Source organism: Pseudomonas sp. P65(2024) (assembly GCF_057480955.1).
The window spans coordinates 33,285-49,849 of sequence record NZ_JBLIYX010000010.1 but is presented as its reverse complement, the minus strand read 5'-3'; the positions used below and the strand labels follow the sequence as shown (position 1 = coordinate 49,849).

The following is a 16,565-nucleotide window of genomic DNA, read 5'->3' as shown; positions in this document are numbered from 1 at the left end:
GCGGCGAGCTTCGTTCGTCCTTCGAGGGATCAGGCGAAGTTTCACCAGAAAAAGGAATCAGGCTTCTCATGGGCGAACTGGCCAAAGAAATCCTCCCGGTCAATATCGAAGACGAACTGAGACAGTCTTACCTCGACTACGCGATGAGCGTTATTGTCGGGCGAGCGCTGCCCGATGCGCGTGACGGCTTGAAGCCCGTGCATCGCCGCGTTCTGTATGCGATGAGCGAACTGGGCAACGACTGGAACAAGCCGTACAAGAAATCCGCCCGTGTGGTCGGTGACGTGATCGGTAAGTACCACCCGCACGGCGACACCGCTGTGTACGACACCATCGTGCGCATGGCACAGCCCTTCTCGCTGCGCTACCTGCTGGTCGATGGCCAGGGCAACTTCGGTTCGGTGGACGGTGACAACGCCGCGGCCATGCGATACACCGAAGTGCGCATGGCCAAGCTGGCCCACGAGCTGCTGGCCGACCTGCACAAGGAAACCGTCGACTGGGTGCCCAACTACGACGGTACCGAGCAGATCCCGGCGGTCATGCCGACCAAGATCCCCAACCTGCTGGTCAACGGTTCCAGCGGTATCGCCGTGGGCATGGCCACCAACATCCCGCCGCACAACCTCGGCGAAGTGATTGATGGCTGCCTGGCGCTGATCGACAACTCCGACATCACGGTCGATGAACTGATGCAGTTCATCCCGGGGCCGGACTTCCCTACCGCCGGCCTGATCAACGGCCGCCAGGGCATCATCGAGGCCTATCGCACCGGCCGTGGCCGCATCTATATGCGCGCCCGTTCCGAGATCGAGGACATCGACAAGGTCGGTGGTCGCCAGCAGATCGTCGTCACCGAGCTGCCGTACCAGCTGAACAAGGCGCGTCTGATCGAGAAGATCGCCGAGCTGGTCAAAGAGAAGAAGATCGAAGGCATCACCGAGCTGCGCGACGAGTCCGACAAGGATGGCATGCGCATCGTCATCGAGCTGCGTCGCGGCGAGGTGCCGGAAGTGGTGCTCAACAACCTCTACCAGCAGACCCAGCTGCAGAGCGTGTTCGGCATCAACATCGTCGCCCTGATCGACGGTCGCCCGCGCCTGCTGAACCTCAAGGACCTGCTCGAGGCGTTCGTTCGCCACCGTCGCGAAGTGGTCACCCGCCGCACCGTGTTCGAGCTGCGCAAGGCCCGCGAGCGTGGCCACATCCTTGAAGGCCAGGCGGTCGCGCTGTCCAACATCGACCCGGTCATCGCCCTGATCAAGGCCTCGCCGACCCCGTCCGAAGCCAAGGAAGCGCTGATCAGCACCGCCTGGGAGTCCAGCGCGGTGCAGGTCATGGTCGAGCGCGCCGGCGCCGAGTCCTGCCGTCCGGAAGACCTGCCGGAGCAGTACGGTCTGCGTGAAGGCAAGTACTACCTGTCGCCGGAGCAGGCCCAGGCCATCCTCGAGCTGCGCCTGCACCGCCTGACCGGCCTGGAGCACGAGAAGCTGCTGGCCGAGTACCAGGAGATCCTCGAGCAGATCGGCGAGCTGATCCGCATCCTCAGCAGCGCCGAGCGCCTGATGGAAGTGATCCGCGAAGAACTCGAAGCGATCCGCGCCGAGTACGGCGATGCCCGCCGCACCGAGATCCTCAACGCCAGCCACGACCTCAACTACGGTGACATGATCCCGGAAGAAGAGCGCGTGGTGACCATCTCCCACGGTGGTTACGCCAAGACCCAGCCATTGTCCGCCTACCAGGCCCAGCGCCGCGGCGGCAAGGGCAAGTCGGCCACCGGCGTCAAGGACGAGGACTACATCGAGCACCTGCTGGTCGCCAACAGCCACGCCACCCTGCTGCTGTTCTCCAGCAAGGGCAAGGTGTACTGGAAGAAGACCTACGAAATCCCCGAGGCCTCCCGCGCCGCCCGCGGTCGTCCGCTGGTCAACCTGCTGCCGCTGGAGGAGGGTGAGCGCATCACCGCCATGCTGCAGATCGACCTGGAAGCGCTGCAGCAGCACGCAGACCCTGAGGAAGAGCTGGAAGACAGCGATGACAGCGTGATTGAAGGCGAGCTGGTTGAGGCCGAAGAGATCGACGAGGAAGACGGCGACACCCCAGAGTGGGCCGCCGAACCGACCGGCGCCTACATCTTCATGGCCACCGCCTCCGGTACCGTCAAGAAGACCCCGCTGGTGCAGTTCGCCCGTCCGCGCTCCAACGGCTTGATCGCCCTGAAGCTCAAGGAAGGCGACACACTGATCGCCGCAGCCATTACCGATGGCGCCAAGGAAGTCATGATGTTCTCCGACGCCGGCAAGGTGATCCGCTTCGCCGAGAGCGTGGTGCGCGAGATGGGTCGTAATGCCCGTGGCGTGCGCGGCATGAAACTGGGCAAGGGCCAGCAGATCATCTCCATGCTGATCCCCGAGTCCGGCGCGCAGATCCTCACTGCCTCCGAGCGTGGCTTCGGCAAGCGCACCCCGCTGTCCAAGTTCCCGCGTCGCGGTCGTGGCGGCCAGGGCGTGATCGCCATGGGCACCAAGGGGCGCAACGGCCTGCTGATCGGCGCCATCCAGGTGCAGGAAGGCGAGGAGATCATGCTGATTTCCGACCAGGGTACCCTGGTGCGCACGCGGGTCGGCGAAGTGTCCAGCCTGAGCCGTAACACCCAGGGTGTTACGCTGATCAAGCTGGCCACGGACGAAACACTGGTGGGCCTGGAGCGTGTCCAGGAGCCATCCGAGGAAGAACTCGACGACCTGGTCGAGACGGACGAGGAGGGCGCCCCGCTCGATGCAGTGGGCGAGGACACCGCAGGCGCCGAAGAGGCACCTCAGGAATAACCGAAGCAACAACCCGAACGGGGCGACCAAGGTCGCCCCGTTTGACTGATTGGAACAGGCAACGCTCGCTCCTGCAGGGGTTGGCGGGGTCTGTGAGTGACGATTTGTTCTATTTGGCAGAGCGAGAGTGGATGTGAGCAAACGAGCCTTTAACTTCTGCGCCGGCCCCGCCGCGCTTCCCGATGCTGTCCTGCAGCGTGCCCAGGCCGAGATGCTGGACTGGCGCGGCAAGGGCCTGTCGGTAATGGAAATGAGCCATCGCAGCGACGACTACGTGGCCATTGCCGAAAAGGCCGAGCAGGACCTGCGCGACCTGCTGTCCGTCCCCTCCAACTACAAGGTGCTGTTCCTGCAGGGCGGCGCCAGCCAGCAGTTCGCCGAGATTCCGCTGAACCTGCTGCCGGAGAATGGCACCGCCGACTACGTCGAGACCGGCATCTGGTCGAAGAAGGCCATCGAGGAAGCGCGTCGTTTCGGCAACGTCAACGTCGCCGCCAGCGCCAAGCCCTACGACTACCTGGCCATCCCAGGCCAGAACGAGTGGAAACTGACCAAGAACGCGGCATACGTTCACTATGCGTCCAACGAGACCATCGGCGGCCTGCAGTTCGACTGGGTGCCCGAGACCGGCGACGTCCCGCTGGTGGTCGACATGTCCTCCGACATCCTCTCGCGCCCGACCGACGTGTCGCAGTTCGGCCTGATCTACGCCGGCGCGCAGAAGAACATCGGCCCCAGCGGCCTGGTGGTGGTGATCGTCCGTGAAGACCTGCTGGGTCACGCCCGCAGCAGCTGCCCGACCATGCTCGACTACAAGATCGCGGCCGACAACGGCTCTATGTACAACACCCCGGCCACCTATTCCTGGTACCTCTCGGGCCTGGTGTTCGAGTGGCTCAAGGAGCAGGGTGGCGTCGAGGCCATGGAGCAGCGCAACCGTGCCAAGAAGGACCGCCTGTACGGCTTCATCGACGGCAGCGAGTTCTACACCAACCCGATCAGCCACAACGCCCGTTCGTGGATGAACGTGCCGTTCCGCCTGGCCGACGAGCGCCTGGACAAGGCCTTCCTGGCTGGCGCCGACGCCCGTGGCCTGCTGAACCTCAAGGGGCACCGTTCGGTGGGTGGCATGCGCGCCTCGATCTACAACGCCTTGGGCCTGGAGGCCGTCGAGGCGCTGGTGCAGTACATGGCTGAATTCGAGAAGGAGCACGGCTGATGTCCGACCAGGAACTCAAGGCCCTGCGCGTGCGCATCGACAGCCTCGACGAGAAGATCCTCGAGCTGATCAGCGAGCGCGCCCGTTGCGCCCAGGAAGTGGCCAAGGTCAAGACCGCGTCGCTGGCCGAAGGCGAGGCGCCGGTGTTCTATCGCCCCGAGCGTGAAGCCGCGGTGCTCAAGCGTGTCATGGAGCGCAACAAGGGGCCGCTGGACAACGAAGAGATGGCGCGGCTGTTCCGCGAGATCATGTCCTCCTGCCTGGCCCTGGAAGAGCCGCTGAAAGTCGCCTACCTCGGCCCGGAAGGCACTTTCACCCAGGCGGCCGCCATGAAGCACTTCGGTCACGCCGTGGTCAGCCGCCCGATGGCGGCCATCGACGAGGTGTTCCGCGAAGTGGCGGCCGGTGCCGTCAACTTTGGCGTGGTGCCGGTGGAAAATTCCACCGAAGGCGCGGTCAGCCATACGCTGGACAGCTTCCTCGAGCACGACATGGTGATCTGCGGCGAGGTGGAGCTGCGTATCCACCACCACCTGCTGGTGGGCGAGAACACCAAGACCGACAGCATCACCCGCATCTACTCCCATGCCCAGTCGCTGGCTCAGTGCCGCAAGTGGCTGGACGCCCATTACCCGAACGTCGAGCGCGTGGCTGTCTCCAGCAACGCCGAGGCGGCCAAGCGGGTCAAGGGCGAGTGGAACTCGGCGGCGATCGCTGGCGACATGGCGGCCAACCTGTACGGGCTGACCCGCCTGGCCGAGAAGATCGAGGACCGCCCGGACAACTCCACGCGCTTCCTCATGATCGGCAGCCAGGAAGTACCGCCGACCGGCGACGACAAGACCTCGATCATCGTTTCCATGAGCAACAAGCCGGGCGCGCTGCATGAGCTGCTGGTGCCGTTCCACGAGAACGGCATCGACCTGACGCGCATCGAGACCCGTCCGTCGCGCAGCGGCAAGTGGACCTACGTGTTCTTCATCGACTTCGTCGGCCATCACCGCGATCCGCTGATCAAGGCGGTGCTGGAGCAGATCAGCCAGGAGGCTGTGGCGCTGAAGGTGCTGGGTTCGTATCCGAAGGCGGTGCTTTGATTTGAGATTGCCGGGGCCGCTTCGCGCCCCATCGCGACACAAGGCCGCTCCCACAGGTATTGTGCAGGCCTTGAAGCTGTACTGAGTCCTGTGGGAACGGCCTTGCGTCGCGATGGGTTGCAACGCAGCCCCAGTGGGTCTCGCAGATTGCCTAGATTTCTGAACAGGGTTCGCACTCGTGGTTGATGCTGTAACAAACAAATCCGCACCGATTGTCGGCCGCTTGGTCGTGGTCGGCCTCGGCCTGATCGGCGGCTCCTTCGCCAAGGGCTTGCGTGAAAGCGGCCTGAGCCGCGAGGTGGTCGGTGTCGACCTGGATGCCGAGTCGCGCAAGCAGGCCGTGGCGCTGGGCGTGGTCGACCGTTGCGAGGCGGACCTGGCCGTCGCTTGTGTCGGCGCCGATGTCATCCAGCTGGCGGTACCGATCCTGGCCATGGAGAAAGTCCTGGCCCGCCTGGCCCAGCTTGACCTGGGTGACGCGGTGATCACCGACGTGGGCAGCGCCAAGGGCAACGTCGTGCGTGCAGCGCGCGAAGCGTTCGCCGAGCGTCTGCCGCGCTTCGTGCCGGGGCACCCGATCGCCGGCTCCGAGCAAAGCGGCGTTGAGGCCTCCAATGCCGCGTTGTTCCGTCGCCACAAGGTGATTCTCACGCCGCTGGCGGAAACCGACCCGCAGGCGCTGGCCCTGGTTGACCGCCTCTGGCGCGCGCTGGACGCCGATGTCGAGCACATGCCGGTGGAGCGCCATGACGAAGTCCTGGCCGCCACAAGTCACCTGCCGCACCTGCTGGCCTTCGGCCTGGTCGATTCGCTGGCCAAGCGCAATGAAAACCTGGAGATCTTCCGGTACGCTGCGGGGGGCTTTCGCGATTTCACGAGAATCGCTGGTAGCGACCCGATCATGTGGCACGACATCTTCCTCGCCAACCGCGAGGCGGTCCTGCGCACTCTCGATACATTTCGCAGCGACCTCGACGCCTTGCGCGACGCGGTCGATGCTGGGGACGGGCACCAACTGCTGGGTGTGTTCACCCGCGCCCGGGTTGCCCGCGAGCATTTCAGTAAAATCCTGGCCCGCCGGGCCTATGTGGACGCTATGAACGCCAACGATCTGATTTTCCTGGCCCAACCGGGTGGCCGCGTGTCCGGACGGATCCGCGTACCTGGCGACAAGTCGATTTCCCATCGCTCGATCATGCTCGGCTCGCTGGCCGAAGGCACCACCGAGGTGGAAGGTTTCCTCGAGGGCGAGGACGCCCTGGCCACCTTGCAGGCCTTCCGTGACATGGGCGTGGTCATCGAAGGCCCGCACCACGGACGCGTGACCATCCATGGCGTCGGCCTGCACGGCCTCAAGCCGCCACCCGGCCCGCTGTATGTCGGCAACTCTGGTACCTCGATGCGCCTGTTGTCCGGCCTGCTGGCGGCGCAGCCGTTCGACACCACCATGACTGGCGACGCCTCGCTGTCCAAGCGCCCGATGAACCGCGTGGCCAATCCGTTGCGCGAAATGGGCGCTGTGGTCGAGACCGGCCCTGAAGGCCGTCCGCCGCTGACCATCCGTGGTGGTCATAAGCTCAAGGCGCTGAACTACACGCTGCCGATGGCCAGCGCCCAGGTCAAATCCTGCCTGCTGCTGGCCGGCCTGTACGCCGAGGGCACCACCACCGTCACCGAGCCTGCGCCGACCCGTGACCACACCGAGCGCATGCTGCGCGGCTTCGGCTACGCGGTCGAGTCGAACGGCCCGGTGGCCTCCCTGCAGTCTGGTGGCAAGCTCACCGCTACCCGCATCGAAGTACCGGCGGACATTTCCTCCTCGGCATTCTTCCTGGTGGCGGCCTCCATCGCAGAAGGTTCCGAGCTGGTCCTGGAGCACGTCGGTATCAACCCGACCCGCACCGGCGTGATCGACATCCTGCGCCTGATGGGTGGCGACATCACCCTGGAGAACCAGCGTGAAGTCGGCGGCGAGCCGGTGGCCGACCTGCGCGTGCGCGGCGCCAAGCTCAAGGGTATCGAGATTCCCGAGCACCTGGTGCCGCTGGCCATCGACGAGTTCCCGGTGCTGTTCGTCGCCGCTGCCTGCGCCGAAGGGCGCACGGTGCTGCGTGGCGCCGAAGAGCTGCGGGTCAAGGAGTCGGACCGCATCCAGGTGATGGCCGACGGCCTGATCGCCCTGGGCGTGAAGTGCGAGCCGACGCCGGACGGCATTATCATCGACGGCGGCCCGATCGGCGGCGGCGAAGTGCACGGCCACGGTGACCATCGCATCGCCATGGCCTTCAGCATCGCCTCGCTGCGCGCCAGCGCGCCGATCGTGATCCATGACTGTGCCAACGTCGCCACGTCGTTCCCCAACTTCCTGGCGCTGTGCAAGGAAGTCGGAATCCGCGTCGCCGAAGAGGGCAAGTCGTGAATTCGCAAGCACCGGTCATCACCATCGACGGGCCGAGCGGCTCGGGCAAGGGTACCGTGGCGGGCCTGCTGGCCCGCGAGCTGGGCTGGCGCCTGCTCGATTCCGGCGCCCTGTACCGCCTGCTGGCGTTCAATGCCAGCAATCATGGCGTCGACCTGACCAACGAAGAGCTGCTCAAGGCCCTGGCCGCCCATCTGGACGTGCAGTTCATCGCTGCCGAGCCGGGCAAATTGCAGCAGATCATTCTCGAGGGCGAGGATGTCAGTCATGTCATCCGTACCGAGACCGTCGGTGCCGGCGCATCGATGGTCGCCTCGCTGCCGGCGGTGCGCGAGGCGCTGCTGCAGCGTCAGCGCGCCTTCCGCGAGGCGCCGGGTTTGATTGCCGACGGTCGCGATATGGGCACCGTGGTGTTCCCCGACGCGCCGCTCAAGGTCTTCCTCACCGCCAGCGCCGAGGAGCGTGCCCGTCGCCGCTACCTGCAGTTGAAGGGCAAGGGTGAAGATGTTAGTCTGTCAAGTCTGCTAGATGAGATCCGTGCGCGCGATGAGCGTGACACCCAGCGCGCAGTGGCCCCGCTTAAGCCGGCGGCCGATGCCATTCAGCTGGATTCCACGGAGTTGTCCATCGAGCAGGTGCTGCAACGCATCAGAAGCGAGCTCGCCCTGCGCGACCTGGCCTGATGGAGAGGAGAGCGGGCAGGGGCACCAGTCAACGTCCTGCCAGTTCTTCTTTACTTAACGAAACCCACATTGTCTGGAATGTGGCTATGGGCGTTTGTTTCGCCCGAATCTACAGGAATTAAAATGAGCGAAAGCTTTGCAGAACTCTTTGAAGAAAGCCTGAAAACCCTCAATCTTCAGCCGGGTGCCATCATCACCGGTATCGTTGTCGACATCGACGGCGACTGGGTTACCGTTCACGCTGGCCTGAAGTCCGAGGGCGTCATCCCGCTCGAGCAGTTCATCAACGAAGCTGGCGAGCTGACCATCAAGGTCGGTGACGAAGTTCACGTTGCGCTGGACGCGGTCGAAGACGGCTTTGGCGAAACCAAGCTGTCCCGTGAAAAAGCCAAGCGCGCCGAGTGCTGGATTGTTCTGGAAGCTGCTTTCGCTGCCGAAGAAGTGGTCAAGGGCGTTATCAACGGTAAGGTTAAAGGCGGCTTCACTGTCGACGTTAACGGCATCCGTGCGTTCCTGCCGGGCTCCCTGGTTGATGTCCGCCCAGTGCGCGACACCACCCACCTCGAAGGCAAAGAGCTGGAATTCAAGGTCATCAAGCTGGACCAGAAGCGCAACAACGTTGTCGTTTCCCGTCGCAGCGTCCTGGAAGCCGAAAACAGCGCCGAGCGCGAAGCTCTGCTGGAATCGCTGCAGGAAGGCCAGCAGGTCAAAGGTATCGTCAAGAACCTCACCGACTACGGTGCGTTCGTTGACCTGGGCGGCGTCGATGGTCTGCTGCACATCACCGACATGGCCTGGAAGCGTATCAAGCACCCGTCGGAAATCGTCAACGTTGGTGACGAGATCGACGTCAAGGTCCTGAAGTACGATCGCGAGCGCAACCGCGTTTCGCTGGGTCTGAAGCAACTGGGCGAAGACCCATGGGTTGCTATCAAAGCCCGTTACCCAGAAAGCACCCGCGTCATGGCTCGCGTCACCAACCTGACCGACTATGGCTGCTTCGCTGAACTGGAAGAAGGCGTTGAAGGCCTGGTGCACGTCTCCGAAATGGACTGGACCAACAAGAACATCCACCCGTCGAAAGTCGTTCAGGTTGGCGACGAAGTGGAAGTCATGGTTCTGGACATCGACGAAGAGCGTCGTCGTATCTCCCTGGGTATCAAGCAGTGCAAATCGAACCCATGGGAAGACTTCTCCGGCCAGTTCAACAAGGGTGACAAGATCACCGGTACCATCAAGTCGATCACCGACTTCGGTATCTTCATCGGTCTGGACGGCGGCATCGACGGTCTGGTTCACCTGTCCGACATCTCCTGGAACGAAGCTGGCGAAGAAGCCGTGCGTCGCTTCAAGAAGGGCGACGAACTGGAAACCGTCATCCTGTCGGTTGACCCAGAGCGCGAGCGCATCTCCCTGGGCATCAAGCAGCTGGAAGACGATCCGTTCTCCAACTTCGTTGCTGTCAACGACAAGGGCGCTATCGTCAAAGGTATCGTCAAGGAAGTTGACGCCAAGGGCGCTATCGTGACCCTGGCCGACGACATCGAAGCTACTCTGAAGGCTTCCGAAATCAGCCGTGACCGCGTTGAAGACGCCCGTAACGTGCTGAAGGAAGGCGAAGAGATCGAAGCCAAGATCATCAGCGTCGACCGCAAGTCCCGCGTTATCAGCCTGTCCATCAAGTCGAAGGACGATGCTGAAGAGCGCGAAGCCATCCAGAGCCTGAAAAACGCTCCGGAAGCGGCTGCCGACACCACCATGGCTGCGCTGCTGCGCGAAGCAATGGCCAAGCAGAACTGAGTTCTGTTTGATCGGTAAAAAGGGCGATCCTCGGGTCGCCCTTTTTTTGTGTCTGCGATTTAAAGGTTGGTTCCCACAAGGTTTGTAGATATTTCTGAGGCCGTGCGCGGTATGCGGGCGATAAGCTCTTGCGGTTGGCATGCATGCCATGCCGCAGTACGGCTGCGTTGGTATCGATGGGCTTTGCCTTCGCTGGTGTCTATCTTGAATTTTTTTGTTTAGTCAAGAACCACCCTGTTCAAATCCGCCAGAGCGTGCTACAAACTGATTAAGCAATGATCTAGCTGCTTGATAACGAAGGGAAAAATATGACGAAGTCGGAGCTGATCGAACGTATTGTCACCCATCAGGGGCTGCTCTCGTCCAAGGACGTCGAGTTGGCCATCAAGACCATGCTTGAGCAGATGTCGCAGTGCCTGGCGACCGGGGATCGCATCGAGATCCGTGGCTTTGGCAGCTTTTCCCTGCACTACCGCGCACCAAGGGTAGGGCGCAATCCCAAGACCGGCCAGTCGGTCAGCCTCGAAGGCAAGTATGTGCCGCACTTCAAGCCCGGCAAGGAGCTGCGTGATCGGGTCAATGAAGACGAGCACGCGGACCTCTGAATGAAGGAGCAGGCTGATGCGTAATCTCAAGCGCGCCCTGGTGGCGCTGTTCGTGCTGCTGCTGGCGGCTTTGGTGTTGTTCTTCGTGCTGGAGAACCAGCAAACCGTTTCCCTCGTGATGTTTGGCTGGACGGCTCCGGCAGTGCCAGTGGCTGTTTTGGTTATTGCGGCGCTGGTGCTTGGCCTGGCAGTTGGCCCGCTGCTGGGGTTCTACGGTCTGATGCGCGCAAAGCGTAAAATTCGGGCGAGTGCCCGCCAGGATGCCTTGGTCGGGCGTTAAGGACGCTTCTTACAGGAAGCGGCGCGTTCGGGTGCTGTGTCGGTGATGAAGGGCGTGACCTAATGGTGCGTCTCTTTCTCTGATTCGAGGCCCTGGCGCAATGACCTATCCATTCCTTTCCCATCACGGTGGTACGCGCGGTGTCACCGGTTCTTGCCATCAACTCCATCTTGGTCCTGCCACCAGTCTCTTGATCGATTGCGGTTTGGAGCAGGGTGTGGATGTTGGGGCTGGGTCGGCATTCGGTTCGATCGATTTTGACGTCGCCGGGGTTCAGGCGTTGGTCATCACGCATGTCCATATCGATCATGTCGGGCGAATCCCAGCCCTGTTCGCGGCGGGCTTTCGTGGGTTGATCTATTGCAGCGAGCCCTCTGCGCAATTGTTGCCGCTGGTGCTCGAGGATGCTTACCGGCTGACGGTCAGTAGCGAGCCCGCCCAGGTCGCTCGCTATCTGGCGTTCGTGCGGCAGCATATCGCTCCCTTGCCATTCGAGTGCTGGCATGTCGCCCTCGAGAGTCCGGCGCTGCATTGTGCGATTCGTTTGCAGCGGGCTGGGCACTTGCTGGGTTCCGCGTATGTTGAGTGCGAGGTGACCTGCTCTGGCAACGGTGTGCGCGTGGTGTTTTCCGGCGATCTTGGGGCGCCTGATAACCCGTTGCTGCGGCCGGTGGTGGTGCCGGAGCGGGCCGACCTGATGGTGCTCGAAAGTACCTATGGTGGTCGTCTGCATCATGGCCGGGGTGAGCGTCGCCAGCGGCTTGAGCGGGCCATTGATCGAGCCTTGGTCGATGATGGCACGATCCTCATTCCGGCGTTCAGCCTGGGGCGAACACAGGAAATACTGTGCGAAATAGAGGAGGTCCTGCATCGCAAGGCCTTGCTGAACAAGCCTTCGGTGGGAGGGCGGGGTGATTTCCCCGAGTGGTCGCAGTTGCCGGTCATCCTCGACTCCCCATTGGCCCGGCGTATTACCGATGTCTACCGGGATCTGCATCAGTTCTGGCGTCACGAGGCCAGGGATCGGCTGGTTCAGGGGCGCGATCCGTTGGGGTTTCGCCAGCTGATCGTCGTCGATACCCATGCGCGCCATCAGCAGGTGGTGAATTACCTGAAGAGCACCGGTCGTCCGGCTATCGTGATTGCCGGCAATGGCATGTGTTCGGGTGGGCGAATTGTCAACTACCTCAAGGCAATGCTTGGCGATACCCGGCATGAGGTGCTGTTCGTGGGCTATCAGGCCAAAGGGACGCCCGGTGCGGTGATCCAGGCCAGCGAAGGCGCAGAGGGGTTCGTGCAGATCGATCTGGATGGGCGGATGTATGAAATCCGGGCGAAGGTGACCACACTTGCGGGGTATTCGGGGCATGCGGACCAGGATGAACTGGTTCGCTTCGCCCTGTGTCGCGAGCGGCCGGCCAGGCAGGTGGTGCTGGTGCATGGCGAGCAAGGGGCCAAGCAGGCCTTGGCAAAAGCGCTGGAGCAGCATGCGCAAGGCTCGGGGATGGTGGTGTCGATTGCTTAACGGGTCGATTCTGTAATGTTTGAGGCGGCGCTCTGACGCGCCGTTTCATGTACATGAGCAAGCACAGCACGGCCTGGTTGTGCTTAAATAGCGCCTTTTCGGATGAGGCATTCCACGCCCCCTGGCAGTACCTTGAGGTCGGGTAAAGAGTGGAAGGCTGGCTCCTTATGATTGAATCGCCTCGGTACGGATCAAGCTTGGTCGGTGGTCGCTCGGATGGGCCTGCCGTTTCGCCTTGGGTGTGCTGCGGAGAAACTTCACAGTAATAGGCTGCTCATGAAATTAACCCAGTTGTCCATTCCCGATGTCGTACTGATCGAACCTACGGTGTTTACCGATGATCGAGGATGGTTCATGGAGTCGTTCAATGAGCCGCGCTTTCATGCCGAGCTTGGCAAGTTAGGGTTGCCCGCGCCGCGAGCGTTTGTCCAGGGCAACCATTCGGTCTCGAAAAAGGGCGTTCTTCGAGGATTGCACTTTCAGCATGCCCCCCATGCACAGGGCAAGCTGGTGAGGGTCACCCAAGGGGCGGCGTTCGACGTCGCCGTTGATATCCGTCCCGGTTCGGCAACCGCGGGGCAGTGGGTCGGTGTGGAACTGAGCGCCCAAAATAATCACATGTTGTGGATTCCGGAAGGGTTTGCACACGGTTTCGTGGCGCTGGAGGACAACACGCATTTCCTCTACCAGACCACCGATGTCTATCACAAGGAATGCGAGGGCAGTATTCGCTGGGATGATGCGGATCTTGCCATTGAATGGCCGATGCAGGATGGCGTGATCATCAGTGAAAAAGACCGCGAGGCGCAAAGGTATGCGGAGTTAATGGTGGAGAGGCTCGCACGTCAGCTGCCGGCGCCTTCAGCGCTGATACAGCTCGAGGTCAAGGGAGATGATCGAGGTGCGCTTGTGGCCCTGCAGGTCAATGACAATGTACCGTTTTCCATCCAGCGCGCTTATTACCTGACTGGTACAAAGTCGGGCGTGTCTCGTGGTTTTCATGCTCATCGACAATTGATACAGCTGGCCGTGTGCGTTTCAGGGCGTTGCAGGATGCTAATGGACGATGGTACGACGCGTATCGAGCACTGGCTCGATGCATCTGACAAGGGGATAGTTATCCCGCCCATGGTCTGGCATGAAATGCATGATTTTAGTGATGACTGTGTTCTGCTGGTGCTTGCAGATGCTCACTACGATGAGTCGGATTATATCCGTAATTATAAGCAATTTATAGAAATGGTGCGACATGCCTAATTTTCACGATCTGTCGGATGTTCAAAGTAAAGAGATTGGTGCAGGTACTCGCGTTTGGCAGTATGTCGTTATTTTGACAGGCGCGCGTATCGGTCGTGATTGTAATATTTGCGCGCATTCACTGATCGAGGGTGATGTTGTTATTGGTGATCGTGTGACCGTCAAATCGGGTGTGTATATTTGGGATGGCACGCGAATTGAGGATGATGTATTCATTGGTCCGAACGCGACGTTTGCGAATGATCCTATGCCACGTTCCAAAGTTTACCCTGAAGCATTTAAAGGGGTGACCTTGAAGCGGGGAGCGAGTATTGGCGCCAATGCGACTTTGCTACCAGGTGTCGTGGTTGGTGAGCATGCAATGGTAGGTGCCGGTGCAGTCGTCACCCGGGATGTTCCGGCTTATGCCGTAGTCGTAGGCAATCCCGCGCGCGTTATCAGGACAATTGAACAGTGATCAAATTTCTCGATCTCCAAGCGGTCAACGCTCAGTACCGAGAGGCTTTGATCAAGGCCTGTACCGATGTCATCGACTCCGGTTGGTACATCATGGGTGAACAGCTGGCGCAGTTCGAGTCGGCATTCGCCCAGCACTGTGGCACCGCTCACTGCATCGGCGTGGCCAACGGCCTGGATGCCCTGACCCTCACCCTGCGAGCCTGGAAATTGCTGGGCAAGCTGTCGGCGGGCGATGAAGTGCTGGTACCGGCCAACACCTATATCGCCAGTATTCTGGCAATTACCGAGAATGATCTGGTTCCGGTACTGGTTGAGCCTGATGAGCACAGTTTCAACATTGACGTCGATGGGCTGCGCAAGGCTGTCACGCCGCGAACCCGTGTGATCCTGCCGGTTCACCTCTATGGTCGCCTGGTTGATATGGCGCCGATCATGCAGTTCGCCCAGGAGCATAACCTGCTGGTACTGGAGGACTCCGCCCAATCCCATGGTGCCCAGTTGCAGGGTCGGCGTTCGGGGGGCTGGGGTGATGCTTCCGGATTCAGCTTCTATCCGGGCAAGAATTTCGGCGCCTTGGGTGATGCTGGCGCGGTGACCACCAACGACGAAGCGCTCGCCACTACCTTGCGGGCGTTGCGCAACTATGGTTCGCACGCCAAGTATCAGAATATCCATCAAGGCGTGAACAGCCGCCTGGATGAAATGCAAGCCGCGATGTTGCGGGTCAAGCTGCCTTACCTGGACAAGGAGACCGAGCAACGGCAAGCGGTTGCCCAGCGCTATCTGTCGGGTATTGAAAATCCACACATCGTGCTGCCGGACGCTGGTCAGCCCGGACAGCACGTCTGGCATCTTTTCGTGGTGCGCACTTCGCAGCGCGCAGCGCTGCAAGAGTACCTGGCGAGCCAGGGGATCCAGACCCTGATCCACTACCCGATTCCGCCGCATCGGCAAGAGGCCTATCCGCAATTCAACGCCCTGTCGTTCGAGCTCACCGAGCGATTGCATGATGAGGTGTTGAGTCTGCCAATGGGGCCGACGCTGACCGAGCAGGAGGTTGACCGTGTCATTGCGGCCTGCAATGCGTTTCAGCCGGTGGTAGCTGGCTGATGTCGCTGGTCAGGACCAGTCTGCTGAATGGCATCGCCGTGTTGGTGAAGACGCTCAGCATGTTCGTCTTGAACAAAGTACTGGCTGTTTACGTGGGGCCGTCCGGCTACGCCGCGATCGGCCAGTTGCAGAATGCGCTGACGATGATCACCACGTTGTCGAGCGGGGCGGTCAACACCGGTGTCACCAAATACACGGCAGAGTACGCCGACGACTTGCAGCGGCAGTCGAAAGTCTGGCAGTCGGCCACGGCATTGGCTGCGGCAGGCTCTTTGCTTACGGCGTTGCTGGTTGGTGTATTCAGTCGGCAATTGGCGGCGTATTTCCTGCACGATGAGGGTTTCTACGGTGTGTTCATCGCCGTGGCCTGTTCGCTGCTGTTCTTCACCCTCAACGCGCTTTTGCTGGCTATTCTCAATGGCCGCAAGGATGTGGGGCGTTATGTCATTGCCAATATCGCCGGCAGTCTGGTTTCGCTGCTGTTGACCAGTTGGCTGGCCTTTCAGTTCGGCCTGTATGGTGCGCTGTTGTCCATCGGTATCGGTCAGGCGGTGATCTTCTTCGCCACTGTCGTTGTCTGCAGGCGAGCGTCCTGGTTCAAGATGCACCTGCTGTTCGGTCGATGGCAGCCGGCAATCCTGCTCGACTTGTCCAAGTTCGCGGCCATGGCCGTGACCACGGCAATCTGCCTTCCGGTTGCCCAGGTGTTGATTCGAAACCACCTGACCCACCGTTTTGGCATCGATGCGGCCGGTTACTGGGAGGCCATGTGGCGCTTGAGCAGTGCCTACCTGATGATCGTCACCATGACCCTGAGCGTCTATTACTTGCCGCGTTTGTCGGAGTTGAAGGGCGCGCGGGCGATCTTTGGTGAGATCCGCAGCGGTTATGCGCTGATCCTGCCAGTGGCGGCAGTGTGCTCCCTGGTTGTCTATTTGCTGCGCGATTTCATTATCCACCTGCTGTTCACGCCGGACTTCCTGCCGATGCGTGAGTTGTTCGCCTGGCAGTTGCTGGGCGATGTACTGAAAATTGGCAGCTGGCTTTTCGCTTTCGTCATGCTGGGCAAGGCGATGTTCAAGCTTTATATCGTCAGCGAAATTGTTTTCGCTGCGCTTTTTTACGGACTGACCGTCTGGTTTACGGGAAGTGACGGCTTGCAGGGGGTAGTCAAGGCTTATGCATTGAACTACCTGGTCTACTGGATCTTCATGGTGGTGAGCGTTGCATTCGTGCTCAGGACATCGCACCGAACGAAACCTGTCGACGGTCAGGCCTGAGTA

Annotated in this window: 13 protein-coding genes and 1 pseudogene; all 14 read left to right on the top strand. The window is 61.1% G+C overall.

Annotated features, from left to right (window positions below):
• The first annotated feature begins 68 nt into the window (after positions 1 to 68).
• The 14 genes and pseudogenes from gyrA to AC25MA_RS15060 all read left to right on the top strand — a co-directional run bounded on the left by gyrA (position 69) and on the right by AC25MA_RS15060 (position 16,562).
• Positions 69 to 2,831 (top strand): DNA gyrase subunit A, encoded by a 2,763-nt coding sequence (gyrA, locus tag AC25MA_RS15125; RefSeq protein WP_062361520.1) that lies wholly within the window; start codon positions 69 to 71, stop codon positions 2,829 to 2,831.
• 133 nt (positions 2,832 to 2,964) lie between these two features.
• Entirely contained in the window at positions 2,965 to 4,050 is a 1,086-nt protein-coding gene (gene serC, locus AC25MA_RS15120) for a 3-phosphoserine/phosphohydroxythreonine transaminase (protein WP_028690826.1), read from the top strand.
• The gene (gene pheA / locus AC25MA_RS15115) at positions 4,050 to 5,144 is read left to right on the top strand and encodes a prephenate dehydratase (RefSeq protein ID WP_028690825.1); all 1,095 of its coding nucleotides are present in this window, start codon (positions 4,050 to 4,052) and stop codon (positions 5,142 to 5,144) included. Before serC ends, pheA begins: the two co-directional genes overlap by 1 nt.
• 211 nt (positions 5,145 to 5,355) lie before the next feature.
• Positions 5,356 to 7,563, top strand: a complete 2,208-nt coding sequence (locus tag AC25MA_RS15110; protein ID WP_486972205.1) for a bifunctional prephenate dehydrogenase/3-phosphoshikimate 1-carboxyvinyltransferase — start codon at positions 5,356 to 5,358, stop codon at positions 7,561 to 7,563.
• Positions 7,560 to 8,246, top strand: a complete 687-nt coding sequence (gene cmk, locus AC25MA_RS15105; protein ID WP_028690823.1) for a (d)CMP kinase — start codon at positions 7,560 to 7,562, stop codon at positions 8,244 to 8,246. The genes AC25MA_RS15110 and cmk overlap by 4 nt, the downstream gene beginning before the upstream one ends.
• 123 nt (positions 8,247 to 8,369) lie before the next feature.
• The gene (rpsA, locus tag AC25MA_RS15100) at positions 8,370 to 10,046 is read left to right on the top strand and encodes a 30S ribosomal protein S1 (RefSeq protein ID WP_028690822.1); all 1,677 of its coding nucleotides are present in this window, start codon (positions 8,370 to 8,372) and stop codon (positions 10,044 to 10,046) included.
• 308 nt (positions 10,047 to 10,354) lie between these two features.
• Positions 10,355 to 10,651, top strand: coding sequence for an integration host factor subunit beta (gene ihfB, locus AC25MA_RS15095; RefSeq protein WP_486972183.1), 297 nt, complete (start codon positions 10,355 to 10,357; stop codon positions 10,649 to 10,651).
• Positions 10,652 to 10,667: 16 nt separating this feature from the next.
• Positions 10,668 to 10,931: a lipopolysaccharide assembly protein LapA domain-containing protein gene (locus AC25MA_RS15090; RefSeq protein ID WP_486972182.1), complete on the top strand. Its 264-nt coding sequence runs from the start codon at positions 10,668 to 10,670 to the stop codon at positions 10,929 to 10,931.
• Positions 10,932 to 11,031: 100 nt separating this feature from the next.
• A complete protein-coding gene (locus AC25MA_RS15085) occupies positions 11,032 to 12,456 on the top strand; it encodes an MBL fold metallo-hydrolase RNA specificity domain-containing protein (RefSeq protein ID WP_486972181.1) in 1,425 nt (474 codons plus the stop codon).
• 276 nt (positions 12,457 to 12,732) lie between these two features.
• Positions 12,733 to 13,278: pseudogene (gene rfbC, locus AC25MA_RS15080) on the top strand (dTDP-4-dehydrorhamnose 3,5-epimerase); the annotation flags it as partial.
• A 3-nt stretch (positions 13,279 to 13,281) separates the two neighbouring features.
• Positions 13,282 to 13,713, top strand: coding sequence for a sugar 3,4-ketoisomerase (locus AC25MA_RS15075; RefSeq protein WP_486972204.1), 432 nt, complete (start codon positions 13,282 to 13,284; stop codon positions 13,711 to 13,713).
• The gene (locus AC25MA_RS15070; RefSeq protein ID WP_486972180.1) at positions 13,706 to 14,170 is read left to right on the top strand and encodes an acyltransferase; all 465 of its coding nucleotides are present in this window, start codon (positions 13,706 to 13,708) and stop codon (positions 14,168 to 14,170) included. Before AC25MA_RS15075 ends, AC25MA_RS15070 begins: the two co-directional genes overlap by 8 nt.
• Positions 14,167 to 15,282 carry a DegT/DnrJ/EryC1/StrS family aminotransferase gene (locus AC25MA_RS15065; protein WP_486972179.1) on the top strand — a complete coding sequence of 372 codons (1,116 nt, stop codon included), beginning with the start codon at positions 14,167 to 14,169 and terminating at the stop codon, positions 15,280 to 15,282. The genes AC25MA_RS15070 and AC25MA_RS15065 overlap by 4 nt, the downstream gene beginning before the upstream one ends.
• Positions 15,282 to 16,562 (top strand): O-antigen translocase, encoded by a 1,281-nt coding sequence (locus AC25MA_RS15060; protein ID WP_486972178.1) that lies wholly within the window; start codon positions 15,282 to 15,284, stop codon positions 16,560 to 16,562. Before AC25MA_RS15065 ends, AC25MA_RS15060 begins: the two co-directional genes overlap by 1 nt.
• The last annotated feature ends 3 nt before the right edge of the window (positions 16,563 to 16,565 follow it).

What these genes read in the sequence shown, in the direction of transcription:
- gyrA (WP_062361520.1), top strand. Translation starts at nt 69, where the DNA reads ATGGGCGAACTGGCCAAAGAAATCCTCCCGGTCAATATCGAAGACGAA.
- pheA (WP_028690825.1), top strand. Translation starts at nt 4,050, where the DNA reads ATGTCCGACCAGGAACTCAAGGCCCTGCGCGTGCGCATCGACAGCCTC.
- rpsA (WP_028690822.1), top strand. Translation starts at nt 8,370, where the DNA reads ATGAGCGAAAGCTTTGCAGAACTCTTTGAAGAAAGCCTGAAAACCCTC.
- ihfB (WP_486972183.1), top strand. Translation starts at nt 10,355, where the DNA reads ATGACGAAGTCGGAGCTGATCGAACGTATTGTCACCCATCAGGGGCTG.
- AC25MA_RS15090 (WP_486972182.1), top strand. Translation starts at nt 10,668, where the DNA reads ATGCGTAATCTCAAGCGCGCCCTGGTGGCGCTGTTCGTGCTGCTGCTG.
- AC25MA_RS15085 (WP_486972181.1), top strand. Translation starts at nt 11,032, where the DNA reads ATGACCTATCCATTCCTTTCCCATCACGGTGGTACGCGCGGTGTCACC.
- AC25MA_RS15075 (WP_486972204.1), top strand. Translation starts at nt 13,282, where the DNA reads ATGGTGGAGAGGCTCGCACGTCAGCTGCCGGCGCCTTCAGCGCTGATA.
- AC25MA_RS15070 (WP_486972180.1), top strand. Translation starts at nt 13,706, where the DNA reads ATGCCTAATTTTCACGATCTGTCGGATGTTCAAAGTAAAGAGATTGGT.
- AC25MA_RS15060 (WP_486972178.1), top strand. Translation starts at nt 15,282, where the DNA reads ATGTCGCTGGTCAGGACCAGTCTGCTGAATGGCATCGCCGTGTTGGTG.